This is a genomic window from Curtobacterium sp. YR515 (assembly GCF_900113095.1).
Classification (GTDB): Bacteria; Actinomycetota; Actinomycetes; order Actinomycetales; family Microbacteriaceae; genus Curtobacterium.
This window is the reverse complement of record NZ_FOOD01000003.1, coordinates 377,097-392,661: the sequence shown is the minus strand read 5'-3', so window position 1 is coordinate 392,661 and position 15,565 is coordinate 377,097. Positions and strand designations below refer to the sequence as shown.

Annotated in this window: 13 protein-coding genes and 1 riboswitch; of the genes, 5 read left to right on the top strand and 8 right to left on the bottom strand. The window is 71.8% G+C overall.

Going from position 1 to position 15,565, the window contains the following annotated elements; translation table 11 throughout:
• Window positions 1-102: 102 nt before the first annotated feature.
• The 3 genes from BM028_RS10030 to BM028_RS10020 all read right to left on the bottom strand — a co-directional run bounded on the left by BM028_RS10030 (window position 103) and on the right by BM028_RS10020 (window position 4,908).
• Window positions 103-1,626, bottom strand: a complete 1,524-nt coding sequence (locus BM028_RS10030; protein ID WP_070418338.1) for an MFS transporter — start codon at window positions 1,624-1,626, stop codon at window positions 103-105.
• A gap of 220 nt (window positions 1,627-1,846) precedes the next feature.
• On the bottom strand, window positions 1,847-2,869 hold the full coding sequence (locus BM028_RS10025) for a LacI family DNA-binding transcriptional regulator (protein ID WP_071296384.1): 1,023 nt from the start codon (window positions 2,867-2,869) through the stop codon (window positions 1,847-1,849).
• On the bottom strand, window positions 2,848-4,908 hold the full coding sequence (locus tag BM028_RS10020; protein WP_092386307.1) for an aldo/keto reductase: 2,061 nt from the start codon (window positions 4,906-4,908) through the stop codon (window positions 2,848-2,850). Before BM028_RS10020 ends, BM028_RS10025 begins: the two co-directional genes overlap by 22 nt.
• A gap of 183 nt (window positions 4,909-5,091) precedes the next feature.
• Between BM028_RS10020 and BM028_RS10015 the strand changes: the two genes are divergently transcribed.
• The 5 genes from BM028_RS10015 (at window position 5,092) to BM028_RS18515 (ending at window position 9,261) form a co-directional block, all read left to right on the top strand.
• On the top strand, window positions 5,092-6,393 hold the full coding sequence (locus tag BM028_RS10015) for an ABC transporter substrate-binding protein (protein ID WP_092386305.1): 1,302 nt from the start codon (window positions 5,092-5,094) through the stop codon (window positions 6,391-6,393).
• Window positions 6,390-7,430 carry a carbohydrate ABC transporter permease gene (locus tag BM028_RS10010; RefSeq protein WP_083403485.1) on the top strand — a complete coding sequence of 347 codons (1,041 nt, stop codon included), beginning with the start codon at window positions 6,390-6,392 and terminating at the stop codon, window positions 7,428-7,430. Before BM028_RS10015 ends, BM028_RS10010 begins: the two co-directional genes overlap by 4 nt.
• Window positions 7,427-8,350 carry a carbohydrate ABC transporter permease gene (locus tag BM028_RS10005; RefSeq protein ID WP_092386303.1) on the top strand — a complete coding sequence of 308 codons (924 nt, stop codon included), beginning with the start codon at window positions 7,427-7,429 and terminating at the stop codon, window positions 8,348-8,350. Before BM028_RS10010 ends, BM028_RS10005 begins: the two co-directional genes overlap by 4 nt.
• Before the next feature lie 125 nt (window positions 8,351-8,475).
• Complete coding sequence (locus tag BM028_RS10000) at window positions 8,476-9,024, top strand: TetR/AcrR family transcriptional regulator (protein WP_092386301.1); 549 nt, start codon at window positions 8,476-8,478, stop codon at window positions 9,022-9,024.
• Between the two features lie 66 nt (window positions 9,025-9,090).
• A complete protein-coding gene (locus BM028_RS18515) occupies window positions 9,091-9,261 on the top strand; it encodes a hypothetical protein (protein ID WP_156794867.1) in 171 nt (56 codons plus the stop codon).
• 164 nt (window positions 9,262-9,425) lie between these two features.
• Here the strand turns inward: BM028_RS18515 and ribH are convergent, their stop codons facing one another.
• The 5 genes from ribH to BM028_RS09975 all read right to left on the bottom strand — a co-directional run bounded on the left by ribH (window position 9,426) and on the right by BM028_RS09975 (window position 15,476).
• On the bottom strand, window positions 9,426-9,905 hold the full coding sequence (gene ribH / locus BM028_RS09995; protein ID WP_070418333.1) for a 6,7-dimethyl-8-ribityllumazine synthase: 480 nt from the start codon (window positions 9,903-9,905) through the stop codon (window positions 9,426-9,428).
• A complete protein-coding gene (gene ribB / locus BM028_RS09990; RefSeq protein ID WP_092386299.1) occupies window positions 9,902-10,618 on the bottom strand; it encodes a 3,4-dihydroxy-2-butanone-4-phosphate synthase in 717 nt (238 codons plus the stop codon). Before ribB ends, ribH begins: the two co-directional genes overlap by 4 nt.
• On the bottom strand, window positions 10,618-11,319 hold the full coding sequence (locus tag BM028_RS09985; RefSeq protein WP_092386297.1) for a riboflavin synthase: 702 nt from the start codon (window positions 11,317-11,319) through the stop codon (window positions 10,618-10,620). The genes ribB and BM028_RS09985 overlap by 1 nt, the downstream gene beginning before the upstream one ends.
• A 91-nt stretch (window positions 11,320-11,410) precedes the next feature.
• Window positions 11,411-11,545: riboswitch (FMN riboswitch) on the bottom strand.
• A gap of 197 nt (window positions 11,546-11,742) precedes the next feature.
• Window positions 11,743-14,166: a bifunctional lysylphosphatidylglycerol flippase/synthetase MprF gene (locus tag BM028_RS09980; protein WP_139219796.1), complete on the bottom strand. Its 2,424-nt coding sequence runs from the start codon at window positions 14,164-14,166 to the stop codon at window positions 11,743-11,745.
• Window positions 14,163-15,476, bottom strand: a complete 1,314-nt coding sequence (locus BM028_RS09975) for an alpha/beta hydrolase (protein WP_254789510.1) — start codon at window positions 15,474-15,476, stop codon at window positions 14,163-14,165. The genes BM028_RS09980 and BM028_RS09975 overlap by 4 nt, the downstream gene beginning before the upstream one ends.
• Window positions 15,477-15,565: the final 89 nt, after the last annotated feature.

The window sequence follows — 15,565 nt, the reverse complement described above, 5'->3', positions numbered from 1 at the left end:
GCGGCGACTCGACCATTTCTGCTCACCAAGCGCGGCGCCGCCCGCGGCGCGGCGCGGCGCGGCGCGCGAGCGCGGCGCGGCGCCGCCCGCGGCGGCGCGGCGCTACCGGCGCTTGAGCATGACGACGGCACCGGCGGCCGCGACCACCATCAGGAGCGCGGCCACCCCCGCCGTCACCGTGACGCCGGAGTCGAACGCGGCCCGCGCCGACTCGAGCAGCGCCTGCCCCGCCGACCCGCCGAGGGACGACGCCGCCGAGACCGCTCCGCCGAGGGTCTCCTGCGCGGCGGTGTGCGCCGACGAGGACAGCCCGTCCGGCACCACGACGTGCGCCCGGTAGGCCGTGGCCAGGATCGTCCCGAGCACCGCGGTCCCCAGCACGGCACCGATCTCGTACGCCGTCTCGGACATCGCCGACGCCGCACCGGCCTTGTCCGCCGGCGCCGTCGAGATGATGAGGTCGTTCGTCACCGTCTCCGAGGCACCGATCCCGATCCCGAGCAGCACGAACGCGAACGCCAGCGCCACGATCGAGGCGTGGTGCCCGAGGACCGCGACCATCGCGTAGGCGGCCGCCGAGAACAGCAGCGACACGGCGACGACCCAGCGCGGAGCGACCCGGGCGACGATCGGCACGACGACGAGGCCCGCCACGATCGTGAGGATCGACCCCGGCACCAGCACCATGCCGGACGCGAAGGGGTCGAGGCCGGCGACGAGCTGCAGGTGCTGTGCGATGAAGAACAGGAACCCGGTCAGCGAGAACATCGCCGCCATGTTCATGAGCACGCTGCCGGTAAACGCCGTGCTCCGGAACAGCCGGAGGTCGAGCATCGGGGTCCGCGAGCGGAGCTGCCGACGGACGAACGCGATGCCGCACAGGACGCCGACGGCGAGCATCGCGATCGCGAAGCCGCGCTCCTCGGGGTGCACGACGGACTTGATCGCCCACGCGATCGGGGCGAGGGCGCCGAGCGACAGGAACATGCTCGGCACGTCGACCGGCCCCGGGTTCGGGTCACGGGACTCCGGCACGCAGAACGGCACGGCGACGAGCATCACGACGAGGATCGGCACCGCCACGAGGAACACCGCGCCCCAGTGGAAGTGCGCGAGCAGCACGCCGCCGACGAGCGGCCCGAGGGCGTTGCCCGCCGCGAACATGGTGGACCAGACGGCGAGCGCCATCCGCCGCTCCCCCGCGTGGACGAAGACGTTGCGGATGATCGAGAGGGTCGCCGGCATGAGCATCGCGCCGAACACGCCCATGACGATCCGTGCGGCGACGAGCATCCAGGCGTCGGTCGCGAAGGCCGCGGCGACGGAGAAGAGCGCGAAGCCGGTGGCGCCGACGACGAGGATCCGACGGCGGCCGATGCGGTCACCGATGCTGCCCATCACGACGAGGAGTCCGGCGAGGACGAGCGGGTACGCGTCGACGATCCAGAGCTGCGTGGTGGCGTCCGGGTTCAGCGCGCGCGAGATCGACGGCAGCGCGAAGCTCAGGACGGTGTTGTCCACCGAGATGAGGAGGACGGGCAGCATGAGCACCGCGAGGGCGGCGAACCGGCGGGCGCGGCTGCCGGTGGCGGCAGTGGGGATCGGGCTGGTGAGCAGGGCGGACACGGTGACTCCAGGGACTTCGAGCCGGACCAGGTCGACGGCGGAACTGACGAACGGACCGGACGGGGCGCGGGGTGTGCACGCATCTCGTCAGGACTCCGTTAGTGTACCGTCTGGACGGTAATGGTTGCAAATGCAACTGATGACGGACGGGAGGCGCGGTGCGGGCCCGCACCGCGCCTCCCGTCCGTCCTCCGGTCGCGCTGTCTCGTGGGCCGCGTCGTCAGGCCGACTCGCGCAGGAGCAGGCGGTGCCGCACCGTGCGCTGCACCGCGTCACCCTGCCGCGGCAGCTCGCCGGCGAGCATGCCGAGGGCGAGGTCGAGCGCTTCACGCGCGACCTCGTCGAGGTCCACCGCCAACGTGGTGAGCGTCGGCGAGACGAGCGAGCCGAGCGGCAGGCCGTCGACGCCGACGACCCGGAGCTCCCGCGGGACGTCGACGCCCGCCCGCCGACAGGCCTGCAGGACACCGAGCGCCATCACGTCGTTGAAGGCGAGGATCGCGTCCTGCCGTCGGCGTCGCCGGAGGATCCGTGTCGTCTCCTCGGCGCCGCACTCCGCCGTGCCGTGCTCCGCGTGCACGAGCTCGGGCAGGTACCCGCGCCGCTGGAGGGCGTCCATCATGAGGATGCCGCGGACACTCGTGTGCTCCGGCGAGGAGTTGTCGAGCACGACCGGGTGCCGGACCCCGGTGGCGACGAGGTGGTCGGCGAGGACCTCGATCGCGTCGGCGGGGTCGATCCAGACGGCTGCGGTCGGTGGCTCCGAGTACGGGTCGAGCTCGACCATCGGCACGGTGCCGAGGAGCTCGCGCCACCGGTCGCGACGGGAGCCGAGGTACCCGATGACGACGTCCGTCTGCGACCCGAGCGCCTGCACCATGCGGTCGGCGTCGCTCGCCAGGTCGACATCGGCGAGCATGACGTTCCAGCCCTGCTCGGCGGCGAGCCGGAAGACGGCCGAGGCGAGCTGCGGCGTGTAGGGGTTGCGCAGGTCGTTCACGACGAGGCCGAGCTGGTGGTCGCCACCCGTGACGAGCCCGCGGCCGAAGCGCGACGGCCGGTAGTCGAGGCGCTCCGCGGCGGCGAGGACCCGTTCCTTCGTCGCCGCGCTGATGCCGGACATGCCGTTCATCGCCCGGGTGACGGTCTGCCGGGACACCCCGGCGGCCGCGGCGACGTCGATGATCGTCGCCCGGCCGCCGGGTGCGGGAACGGGTTCGGTCAGTCGCGGAGGTCCAGCCATGCCACCTGTTCCGGAGTGAGGTCGACGGAGAGGCCGGTCATGGACGACCGGGCTTCCGCGATCGTACGCGGTCCGAAGAGCGGGAACGTCGGGAACGGCTGGTGCAGCACGTAGGCCAGGGCGATCGCCGTCGCGGGGACGCCGAACCGCTCGCCGAGCTCCGACGCACGGCGCAGCCGCTCGAAGTTCTCGTCGCTGTAGTAGCAGCGCACGAGTTCGGCGTCGCTCGTGTCCTCCGGCTTGGCCCGGCCGGTGAAGAACCCACGTGCCTGTGAGGACCAGGGCAGCAGGGGCACCTGGCGCTCCTCGAGCCACTGCTTCGACGCCGCGTCGGTGGCGTGCTCGCAGCCGGCCCACGGCACGTCGTACGCCTCGGCCAGCCCGAAGTGGTTGCTCAGCACCTCGAACTCGTGCTTGCCGTTCGCGCGGGCGTAGGCGTTCGCCTCGTCGAACCGGGCAGGGGTCCAGTTCGAGCCGCCGTACACGCGGATGCGGCCGGCACGACGGTGCTCGTCGAGGACGTCGACGAACTCCCCCACCGGGATGTCCGTGTTGTCGCGGTGCATCATGTAGATGTCCGCGTAGTCGGTGCCCTGGCGCTCGAGGCTCTCGAGCAACTGCCGGGTGAGGGACTCCGGGTCGCAGTACGGCGTGTGCGCGCCCTTGGTGATCACGACCACGTCCTCGCGGACGCCGCGGTTCTGGATCCACTTGCCGAGCCGGCCCTCGAGCACGCCCCCGCCGTAGATGTAGCCGGTGTCGAACACGTTGCCGCCCTGCTCCACGAACAGGTCGAAGATCGCGCTCGCGTGCGCCAGGTCGGGCTGGTTGTCGACACCCATCACCAGTCGGGACATGCGCTTGCCGACACCCGCGACCTCGCCGTAGCGCATCGGGTTGTCGGCTCGGTCGGGCTCGTGCGCGGCGACCGTGAGGGGTCGGCCGCTGACGGTCGGGATGTCGGCGGTCTCGGCCTCGAACGGGAAGCGCAGACCGATCGCGGCACGCCACTTGTCGAGCGTCCGGGCGGTGGCGAGCGACTCGTCGAGGGTGAACTCGGGGGCGTCGACACGACCGGCCGCGAGGGCCGCCGTGGTGGCGTCGGCCTCGAGGGCGTAGGGGTGCGCCCCGGCGAAGGACAGCGTGCGCGGGTCCTCGTCCACCGTGCTGATCTCGATCGTGGGGTCGTCGCCGAGGGTCCACGGGTCGGTGAGCGTGATCTTCCCCGTGGTGCCGTGGACGACCACGACGTTGTCGTCCTGCACGCGGACGCCGGTCCGGAGGTTCGCGGTGATCCCGCCGGTGTAGCTGAGCTGTGCCACCGTCCACTCGTCGACGCCGGTCGGGCCGACGGTCCCGGTGGCGGTGAGCTCGGTGGGCTCGGCGACGGCCACGCCGGTCGCGGCCTGCACGATCGCGGCCGTCATGGTCACCGGGTAGCCGCCCACGTCGAGGATCCCGCCGCCGGCCGTGTCGACGTCGAAGAGCCGCCCGGACCGGCTGCCCGCCCGGAACGCGAACGAGGCGTCGACGTGCGTGACGGTACCGATCGCACCCTGCCGGACGAGGTCGAGCAGGGCCGCGGTCTGCGGGTGGAAGCGGTACATGTACGCCTCGACGAGGGGCAGGCCGGCCTGGCGTGCGGCATCGGCGAGCGCCATGGACGTGCCGTGGTTCGGCGAGAGCGGCTTCTCGCAGAGGACCGCCTTGCCCGCCGCGAGCGCCGCGAGGACGAGCGCCGCGTGCCCGGTGTGGACCGTCGAGACGTAGACGGCGTCGACGCGCGGGTCGGCGAGTACCTCGTCGTAGGTGGCCGCGGCGACGTCGGCGAACCCGTGCTCGGCAGCCTCGGCAGCGAACGCTCCCGCTCGCTCCGCCGACGAGCTGCCGGCCGCGACGAGGGTGGCCCCGACCCCGCTCGAGGGCAGCTGGGAGAGGAAGCGGCGGGCGATCCCACCGGGGCCGAGGACGGCCCAACCGGGGGTGTCGTGCCCCGTCGAGGAGGTGCTGCTGGCGGTGGTCGCGGTCTGCGCTGACATGCGGATCCCTATCGTGTCGTGAACCTTCACGGTCCCGACGACCGTACCCGTCCGTCTCCGCACCTGCAACGATGCAGATGCTTGACACGGCGTGTCGGCCGGGGCATGCTCTGACCACTTCGTGAGCGTTCACGGTCGAGCGCTCATCGGTTCCGCATCTCAACGACGAGAGCAGGCACACCAGTGACAGCAGCAACGCACAGTCTCAGCCGGCGGGGGTTCCTCGCCGGCGCAGGCGCCCTCGGCGCACTCGCCACCACGGCCCTCCTCGCCGGGTGTTCCACCGGCACCGCGATCTCCAAGGACCCGGACGAACTCGTCCTCTGGTACTGGAACCGGTCCCTCGACCCGAAGTTCCTGAAGCAGGCGGCCGGGGGCATCAGCGGCCACGAACCGATGCGGCTGCGGCCGGACCTCATCGGCGGTGCGTCGTACGACACCAAGTTCCGGACCGCCCTCGCCGGGAACGCGTTCATCCCCGACGTCCTCATGGTGAACTCGAACTGCTGGCTCTACTTCCCCGACGAGGACCTCTTCACCGACTTCGATCCCTCCGCCACCGAGAAGTCCGCCTACTACGACTGGAAGCTCTCGCTCGGCCGGACCCCGTCCGGGCGGCAGTGCTTCTGGCCCGTCGACACCGGCCCCACCGGCTTCTTCTACAACCAGGACGTCCTGCAGAAGGCCGACCTCCCCACCGACCCGGACGAGGTGAGCGCGGCGATCCAGACCTGGGCGGACTTCCGGACCTTCGGCAAGCAGATCAAGCAGAAGACCGGTGCCGCGACGATCATCACCGCGACGCAGCTCTTCAACCAGTTCGTCTCCGCGAGCCCCACGCGGTACTTCGACCGTGACGACCAGCCGCTCTACCACCACGACGACAGCTCGATCCGGAAGGCCTGGGAGAACGCGGTCGAGTCGATCCACGCCGGGATCACCGGCAACCTGCAGTCCGGGACCGACCAGAACGCCGGGTGGGTCGCGGGTCGGGTCGCCGGGCAGATCGAGGGCGCGTGGTGGACGCAGATCATCCACGACACGGCTCCGGACCTGTCCGGGAAGTGGCGGATCGCCCGGCAGCCCGAGCGACCGGGCAACAGCGGCGGCTCGTTCCTGGCCGTGCCCAAGACGTCGAAGAACCCCGAGGCCGCGGTGGCGTTCGCCAAGTGGATCACCGGCGCGGACGTGCAGTCCCACACCTACAACGACATCCAGCTCTTCCCGTCGACACCCGCGTCGTTCGAGAACGGCATCATGCGCAACCCCGGCGACTTCTTCGGGGACCAGAACCCGCTCGACTTCTTCAGCAAGGCCGCACCGGAGGTCCCCGTGACGTACATCTCGAACTCGGAGCGGTTCATCGGCGCCTTCGCGACCGAGATCACGAACGTGGAGTCCGGCGGCAAGGACCCGGAGCGTGCCTGGCAGGACGCCGTCGACCAGACCGACCGCGTCCTGGCGAAGCGCGGGGTGTCGGCATGAGCGCGCCGATCCGCGAGAAGACCGCCACCACCGCGAACCCCGTCGTCGGGGGCGCCCCCACCGCCTCGATCTCCACCGCGGCGACCGGGCACCGCTTCAGCCTGCGCCGGTTCTGGCCGCAGTACGTGGCGATCGCGCCCTTCTACGTGCTGTTCCTCGTGTTCGGGCTGTTCCCGATCGTCTTCTCGATCGTGCTGTCGTTCACGGACTGGGACGGCGTCGGCTCCCCCGCGTTCGTCGGCCTCGCGCAGTACCAGTACCTGTTGACCGACCCGCGGTTCTGGAACGCCGTCTCGAACACCTTCATCATCTGGATCATCTCGACCGTCCCGATGCTGTTCCTCGCCCTCGTGCTCGCGTTCCTGCTGCACGGCAACATCCGGGCGAAGGGGTTCTACCGGGTCGCGTTCTTCATCCCGAACGTGACGAGCATGGTCGCGATGGCGATCGTGTTCGGCTCGGTGTTCTCGGACGGGTTCGGGCTCGTCAACGCCGCGCTCCGAGCCGTCGGTGCCGACCCGGTCGGCTGGCTCTCGTCGTACTGGGGCATCAAGGTCACGATCGCGGTCATGGTCATCTGGCGCTGGACCGGGTACAACGCGATCATCTACCTCGCCGGCCTGCAGTCGATCTCGACCGAGCTGTACGACGCGGCGAAGGTGGACGGCGCGAACACCTGGCAGATCTTCACGCGGATCACGATCCCGATGCTGCGGCCGGTCATCCTGTTCACCGTCATCACGTCGACCATCGGTGGCCTCGGGCTCTTCACCGAGCCGCAGATCCTGTTCAACGGGCAGGCGGTCGGTGGCCCCGACGAGGCCGGCATGACGATCGTGCTCTACCAGTACGACCAGGCGTTCAACCAGTTCGACTTCGGGTACGGCTCGGCGATCGCCTGGGTGCTGTTCTTCTTCTCCGTGGTCTTCGCGATCATCAACTGGCGACTGCTCAGCGAGCGCGACGGGCTCAAGACCCCACGGCGACTGCGTACCCCGCGCACCGTCACGACCAGCGCGAAGGGACCCCGCGCATGAGCGCCGACACCGCACCCCGCACCACGAACACCGCCGCCGCCCTCGGACGGCCGAACGCCGTCACCGACGGGCCCGACGACCACCGCCGGGGGTTCAAGCACGGCTGGGTCGGACGGCTCGTCACGCACATGTGCCTCATCGTCGGCGTCGTGCTGTCGATCTTCCCGTTCTACTGGCTGCTCGTCATGTCGACGTCGTCGAACGCGCAGATCTTCGGCTACCCGCCGTCGCTGTGGTTCAGCGACCACACCATGCAGAACCTCGCCACGGTGTTCAGCAGCGTCGACATGCTGCGGGCGCTCGGCAACACCGTCATCGTCGCCGGCGGCACCGCGGTCCTGGTCATGCTGTTCGACTCGCTGGCCGCGTTCGCCTTCGCCAAGTACGAGTTCCCGTTCAAGCGCTCGCTGTTCACCGTCATGCTGGCGACGTTCCTCGTCCCCGGCAGCCTGTCGCTCGTGCCGAGCTTCGTGCTCATGGCGCACCTCGGCTGGATCGGTGGACTCCAGGCGCTCATCGTCCCCGGGGCGGCGAACGCGTTCGGCATCTTCCTCCTGCGGCAGTTCGCCACCGGGTCGATCCCGAACGAGGTCATCGACTCCGCGCGCGTGGACGGCGCCGGGTTCTTCCGCACCTGGTGGTCGATCGCGGTCCCGATGCTCCGCGGAGGCCTCGCGTTCCTCGGCATCTTCACCTTCATCACGGCGTGGAACGACTACGTGTGGCCGTTGATCGTGCTGATCGACCCGAAGGGGCAGACGCTCCAGGTGGCACTCGCCTCGCTCAGCTCGGTGAACGCGACCGACCTCGGCTCGGTGATGGCCGGCGCGGTGATCAGCGTGTTCCCGCTCATCGGGGTGTTCATCATCGGCTCGAGGCACTTCATCGCCAACATCGCGGCGGGGGCGCTGAAGGGCTGACCGGACCCGCAGGCGCCGTGGAGGATGGCCCACGGCGCCTGCGCTGCGCCTGCGCTGCGCCCGCTCCGGGCCTGCGCTGCGCCCGCCGGACGCGGCACGCCCGCGTCACATGGCAGACTTCCGGCATGGCAAGCGCCCGCGATCGTGTCCTGGACAGCTTCGTCGCCATCGTGTGCGAGGAAGGAGAGCGTCCGGCGACCCTCGACGCCGTGGCCGCCCGGGCCGGGGTGTCCAAGGGCGGACTGCTCTACCACTTCGGCTCGAAGGCCGCCCTGGTCGAGGGACTCTGCGAGCGCCTGTCCGACCTCTCCGCCATCGACGTCGAGCGCATGCGTGACGCCGAGGACGGCGCCGCCCGCTACTTCGTGCGGAACTGCCAGTTCGTGGGCAGCGAGCTCGACCTCGCCCTCCTCGCGGCGAGCCGGCTGCAGCAGGCCGGCTACGAAGAGACGGGCCGCACCCTCGACGAGACCGAGAACGCCTGGCTGGCCACGCTCGTCGACTCGCTCGGGGACGTCCCCACGGCGCAGGCGATCAAGCTCATGGGCGACGGGCTGTACCACGCGGCGTCCCTCGGCGCGGCCAGCGAGGTCCGACCGGACCGCGCCTCGGTCGACATGGAGCCGCTCCTCGCCGTGGTCGACCGGCTGATCGCCACCCGCCCCGGCGCGTGAACCGAGTTCGTCCCTCCTGGGGATAGACTGGGTCCGATCCACCCGCCTGATTCCGGAGGTACCACTGTGGGCCGCGTCATCGCCGCTGTTTTCTCGATCCTGCTGCTGCTGGTTTCGATGTACCTGTTCGGCTTCGCGTTCCAGGTGAGCTCGGGTCAGGCGTTCATCTTCATGGGCGGTCTCGTGCTCATGTGCCTCTCCTTCTTCCTGCCGATCCACGTGTTCGGCAAGCGGTAGCCAGCACCACCGCACACGAACGGCCCCGCACCTGAAGAGGTGCGGGGCCGTTCGCACAACGGAAGTCACCCCGCACCACGTGATCGCGTGGCGCGGGGTGACTTCGGTTGTGCGAACGTAGGAGCGACGCGCTGACGCGCATCGGGCCAGGAGGCGCGGGTCGCCTACGCGAGCACGCGCAGCCGGCGCAGGGTCACCACGGTCGACACGGCGGCGTGCACGGCCTCGGCTCCCTTGTCCTCCTTCGAACCGGGCAGTCCGGCACGGTCGAGGCCCTGCTGCTCGTCGTCCAGGGTGAGCACGCCGAAGCCGACGGGCTTGCCGGCGTCGATCGCGACCCGGGTGAGGCCGCTCGTCGCCGCGTCCGAGACGTACTCGAAGTGCGGTGTCCCACCGCGGATGATCACGCCGAGGGCGACCGCCGCGTCGAACCCGGCCTCGAGCGCAGCCTTGGCGACCACGGGCAGCTCGAAGCTCCCGGGGACGGGGATGACCTCCGCCGTGGCACCGAGCCGCTCGACCTCGCGCTGCGCCCCGGCGAGGAGGCCCCCGGCGATCTCGTCGTGCCACTGCCCGGCGACGATCGCCACCCTGATGCCGCTGCCGTCGACGTGGTCGCGGTCCGCCGCGCCTGCTCCGCTCATCGTGCCGTTCCTTCCGTGGGCGCGGACTCCGCCGCTGCCCGGTCTGCCGCGTCGAGCCACTCGGCGAGCGCGGCGATGGTGATGACGGGCACGCCGGCGCGTGCCCCGAGTCCGAGGAGTCCCGGCAGACGCATCATGCCGCCGTCCTCGTCGACGATCTCGCAGATCGCCGCGGCGGGCCGGAGCCCTGCGGCGGTGACCAGGTCGATCGCGGCTTCGGTGTGGCCCGCACGCTCGCGGACCCCGCCCGGACGGGCGCGCAGGGGCACGACGTGTCCGGGCCGGTGCAGGTCGTCGCGCACGGACGCCGGGTCGGCGAGGACCCGCAACGTGTGCGCTCGGTCGTGGGCGCTGATGCCGGTGGTGACCCCGACGGCCGCGTCGACGGTCACGGTGTAGGCCGTCCCGCGGACGTCCTCGTTGTGGGCGACCATCGGCGGGAGGTCGAGTGCGTCGGCGATCTCGACGCTCACCGGTGCGCAGATGAACCCCGACGAGTGCGCCACCGTCCAGGCGATCCACTCGGGGGTGGCGAGTTCGGCGGAGAGGATGACGTCGCCCTCGTTCTCGCGGTCCTCGTCGTCGGCGACGATCACCGGGCGGCCGGCGGCGATGGCGGCGATGGCCTCGTCGACGCTCGACAACCCGAGCGATCCCGGGACGACCGCACCGGAGGCACCCGCCTGCGCGGCGGGACGTGCCCCGGCGACCATCACCGTGCCTCCTGGCCGAGCGTGGCACCCTCGAGCGGACGCGCATCGCCCTCGAGCGGACGCGCATCACCCTCGAGCGGCCGCGCCGCCGCGTCGAGCCGCAGCATCCGCCGGACGTGCCGGGCCAGGACGTCGGTCTCGATGTTCACCCGGTCACCCGGCACGCGGGCGCCGAGCGTGGTGGCCTCGAGCGTCTCGGGGATGAGGCTCACCTCGAACCAGGCGTCCGCGGCGGGGGTGTCCTCGGAGGACACGGCGCTGACCGTCAGCGAGACGCCGTCGATCGCGATGGAGCCCTTGTCGACGACCAGGGGGCTGAGGTCCGGCGCGAGCGAGAACCGGACGCGCCGCCAGCCGTCGCCGTCCGCGGTCTCGAGCACGGTGGCGGTGCCGTCGACGTGGCCCTGGACGATGTGCCCGCCGAGCCGGTCGCCGACCGAGGCCGCGCGTTCGAGGTTGAGCCGGTCGCCGACCGCGAGCGACCCGTGCGCGCTCATGTCGAGCGTCTGCTTCATGACGAAGGCCGTGAAGGTCTCCGGGGTCTGCTCGACGACGGTCAGGCAGACGCCGCTCGTCGCGATGGAGTCGCCGTGCCGGGCGTCCTGCACGACGACGGGCCCGCGGACGGTGAGCGCGACGGAGTCGCCGTGCTGCTCGACGGCGGTGACGGTGCCGAGTTCCTCGATGATGCCGGTGAACACTGGTGTCCTCTCAACGGGACTCCGGGGGCGTTCGACGATCGTCGGCATCGACGGACGGGTCGCGCCCACGGATCGTGGGACGTCTCGTCCGCCAGCGCGCCTCCCATCCGGACTTTCACCGTCGGTCCCGGAGTTCCACCGGGTCAACCTCTGCCGGGTTCGCACCCGTCATCAGTTCGTGGACTGTCACCACCGGTTCGGACTTGCACCGACCCCGGAGCGCTTGCGTACCGGGAACGATACCCCACCCAGGTGACGGACACGTTGCGCCGGTTCCGTGGGCGTAACCGGACGTCGCGTGACCGCGCTCCGGGCCAGGAGGCGCGGTGCGGTCGACCCCGCGACCCGCGTCCGCCACCCGGTCCCGCCGGCCGCGGGGCGGACGTGCGCCGTGCCTCCCGAACCGTCCGTCGGTCCGTCTGCTCAGCCGCGCCCGCGCGCCAACGCCACCGCCTGCCGGAGCGACAGGTCCGGCAGGTACGCGCGCACCACCGCGATCCCGATCGCCGGCAGCGCGACCGGGTCCGGGTAGGCGAGCACCAGCGGGTGCAGCTCCGGGCCGAACTTCTGCTTGAACCGCAGCAGCGACCGGAACCCGTACACCGGCTCGAGGACCCCGCCGACCAGGTCCAGCAGGCTCTGCACGCCGTCGTTCGCCTGCGGGCCCTCGGCGGCCTGCGCGAGCGGGGCCGCGGACAGGCTGAGTCGCTCGACGCCGTCCTCGCGCATCCGGTCGGCCGCACTCGCGACGAGGAACTCCATCACGCCGTTCGGTGCCGCGGGTGTACGTCGCATGACGTCGAGCGTCCAGGCGACGACCCGGCCGTCCCGGTACCCCGGCAACCAGCTGGTGACCGCGAGCACCGTGCCCTGGGGATCCTGCGCGACGAGGGTGCGCACCGCGGGGTCGCGCATCTCGTCGACCCCGCCGAGGGTGAACCCCATCTCGGGCAGCTCGCGCTCGGCGACCCACTCCTCGGAGATCGCCTCGATCTGCCGGGTGGTGGACGCGGGCAGCTGCTGCCAGCTCGACCAGGTCGCGGTGAGGCCCTCGCGCGCCGCCTTGTTCACCGAGGTCCGGACGTCCTGCTTCTTCTTCCCGCTCGTCGTCCACGTGCGGGGGTCGAAGTCGGCGTCCTCGGCCACCGGGAGCGTCGCCCAGCCCTGCGCGGTGAGCACCCCGGCGGTCTCCGCGCCGATGCCGTAGAAGACCGCCGTCCAGCCGTTGTCGTCGCACCACCGGGCGAACGCGGTCATCGCCGCCGTGCGGGCGTCGGGCCAGCCGAAGGGCCCGCCGACCGTCACCGCGACGCGGCCGTTCCGGCGGAAGGCGACGCCGGCGCGACCGTCCTCGGCGAACCAGTAGGCGTTGCCCTGCCAGGTCGTCATCCAGCCGAACGCGTCCCCGCCACCGGCGACGAGCAGGGCGCGGGCGCGCTCGCGGTCGGCGTGTGCAGCGTCGGCGTCGGTGTCGGGTTCGACGGCCCCGGTCGGTCGGACGGCGGCGATCGCCACGACCAGCCAGAGCACCGGTCCGCTCAGCCCGAGCACGAGCCGGAGCGCGTGGTCGAGCGACGGGAGCCGGTCCCAGAAGCTCACCGGTGCGAGCGGGCCGAGGGCGGCGAGCGCCAGCCGCAGGGGGTCCTCGACGTGGTGCGCCGAGGACGCGGCGACGACCAGCACCACGACGACGATGCCGACCGCGGCCGCACCGACGGTGACCGCGAAGGCGACGACGCGGCGCCGGCTGGTGAGCACCGTGAAGGACCGTCGCAGCACGACGAGGACGACCGCGGTCCCGAGCGGGACGACGATCGACGCGACGATCGACACGTCGGTGACGAACTGGTCCTCGAGGCCGTGCTGCGCGACGACGCGCCCCGGGACGAGGCCGTAGGTGATCGCGGCGGCGATCGCCGTCACCGTGTCGACGACGACCACGAGCCACACCGCGAAGCGACTGCCGCGGAAGAGCCCGAGTCCGCCGACGACGAGCACGAGCAGGGGCGCGACGGCGAGCACGAGGGTCCACGGGTCGGTCGCACGGAAGGACAGGAGCCCGCGGAGGCACTCCCCCGCGACCGCGTCCGCACGGCAGCCCCGCACCGGGGTGACGGGGCCGGCGCCGACGACCGCGGCGATCGGTGCGAGCAGCCCCACCCGCGCGCGGGAGACCAGCGCGATGACGGGGCCGACGGCGGACACCAGCACCGCGGTGCCGAGCAGCACCCGGATCTCGCGGTGCGAGCTGCGCACCCAGCCCTGCCGCTTCGGCGTGCGGCGCAGGAATTCGCCGAGCAGCCACCCGGCGGCCGCGGCGAGGACGGCGGACAGGTCGGAGACGTGCCCGGCGTAGAGCAGGAGGGCGGCGACCACGGCGAGGGCGTTCACCCGGATCCGCCGCCGCCACAGCGTCCCCGCGAAGGCGCTGGCGGTGACGACCGTGCCGACGATGGCGGTCCAGGGGTCGAAGCTCGTCGCCCGGCCGAGCACCATCGGCACGGCGCCCTTGCCGTCGAGGTCGACGAGCACGGCGAACGCGGCGATGCCCGTGCCGACGACGGTCGTGACCACGAACGCCAGTGCCGTGCGCCAGGACCCCATGAGCCGCTCCGACGCCCCGACGAGCACGACCACCCCGGCGAGCGTCAGCAGCAGGGCGAGCACGCCGGTCGACGCCGCGAAGACCCGGAACGGACCGAACACGGTCGCGTGCGCTCCGTGTTCCAGCCGGAGCACGAACGCGAGCGTCGAGGTCGCCAGCACGAGCACGACGATCGCCGTGGTGACCGGGCGGGTGACGACGACCCGGCGGACCGTCGCCACTGCCGATGCGACGCCGCTCACAGCGTTCCGCTCGCGGGGAGCCCGAGGTGGTCGAGCACCGGTGGGAGGCCGTGTGCGAGCACGTAGCGGACGGTGTTCCAGTCGTGCGCCGACCCCGGGGAGACGACCAGCTGCGTGGCGATGCCCTCCCGCGCGGCCGCCGCACGGAGCGTGGCGGTGGACGCCTTGTACGGGGCGTCGTCCCCGCCCACCCCGAACACGACGAGGTGGTCGGCGTACCGGCCGTGGGCACGCATCTCGGCGACCGGCGTCGCGGCGTCGTAGGCGGAGCGGGAACCGCCGAAGCCGACGGCGATGGTGTGCTGCAGGCTGCCGTTCTTCGGGGCGATCTCGCTCGAGATCGCCAGCGCGGACCCGAAGACGTCGGGGTGGGCGGACGAGAACTGCATCGCGCAGGTGGCCCCCTCGGAGAAGCCGAGCACGCCCCAGCCCGTCGGTGCCGTGGCGACCGCGAGGTGCTTCCGGATCCAGTCGACGGTGTCCGTCATGACGTAGGTCTCGCTGCGCCCGAGCCGCCGGGAGTCCACGCACATCGGGTTGCGGTTCGGGGCGCCGAGCTGGTCCGGGGCGACGACGATCGGGGCGAGGCCGTCGTGCGCTGCTGCATACCGGTCAAGGTAGTGGCCGATGTCGCCGGTCTGGAAGAGGTCGGCCGGTTCGCCGGGTTGCCCGGAGAGTGCGACGAGCACGGGCAGCGCCGGGGCGTTCCGGACCTGCGCGGCCGGCGGGAGCCACACCACGGCCTTCCGGGCGTGGAAGTGCGAGATCGTGCCGGGGATCGTCACGCTGAACGTCTCGCCCGCCTTCGGCATGTCCGCCGGGGCGTGCCAGTCGTGCAGGTCGACGAGCCGCTCGACCGCCGGATCCCGTTCCGCCAGGGTCCGCGTCTTGTAGGGGTTCGTGGCGATGGCCTGCTCGACGTTCTTGTAGAAGCCGAAGTCGACGTTGATGCCGAGACCCGCTGCGAGCAGCAGGCTCGCGGCGGCGGCCCCGGCGACCACCCGGCCCGTCCAGCCGCCCTGCACGAGCAGCACGACCAGCAGCAGGATCCCGGCGCACGCCAGGGCGACCCACATCCGGGTCACCGAGGTGAACGCGACACCGAACGCGTCCTGGACGTCGCCGAACCACCAGACGAGCGCCAGCCCGGCGACCGCACCGACGCCGAGGGCGGCGATCCGGACGAGGACGCGGCCGAGCGATCGCGGCCGGGCGAGGAGCGCCCACACGACGAGGACGGCGGCGAGCACGTCGACCGGTACGAGGACGGTCGAGCCCGTGATGGGGATGCGCAGGAGGTCGTGGAGCACGCTCTCATCGTGGCGCTGCCCTGCTGCCGGGCGGCCTCGGAGGCGCTTCTGCTCCGCACAGGTTCGCCATGGTCCGCTCCCAGAGAGCC

Bases quoted from the DNA above. Each gene is read 5' to 3' on its own strand.
- BM028_RS10025 (WP_071296384.1), bottom strand. From the start codon at position 2,869: ATGGCTGGACCTCCGCGACTGACCGAACCCGTTCCCGCACCCGGCGGC.
- BM028_RS10010 (WP_083403485.1), top strand. From the start codon at position 6,390: ATGAGCGCGCCGATCCGCGAGAAGACCGCCACCACCGCGAACCCCGTC.
- BM028_RS10000 (WP_092386301.1), top strand. From the start codon at position 8,476: ATGGCAAGCGCCCGCGATCGTGTCCTGGACAGCTTCGTCGCCATCGTG.
- ribB (WP_092386299.1), bottom strand. From the start codon at position 10,618: ATGGTCGCCGGGGCACGTCCCGCCGCGCAGGCGGGTGCCTCCGGTGCG.
- BM028_RS10020 (WP_092386307.1), bottom strand. From the start codon at position 4,908: ATGTCAGCGCAGACCGCGACCACCGCCAGCAGCACCTCCTCGACGGGG.
- BM028_RS10005 (WP_092386303.1), top strand. From the start codon at position 7,427: ATGAGCGCCGACACCGCACCCCGCACCACGAACACCGCCGCCGCCCTC.
- ribH (WP_070418333.1), bottom strand. From the start codon at position 9,905: ATGAGCGGAGCAGGCGCGGCGGACCGCGACCACGTCGACGGCAGCGGC.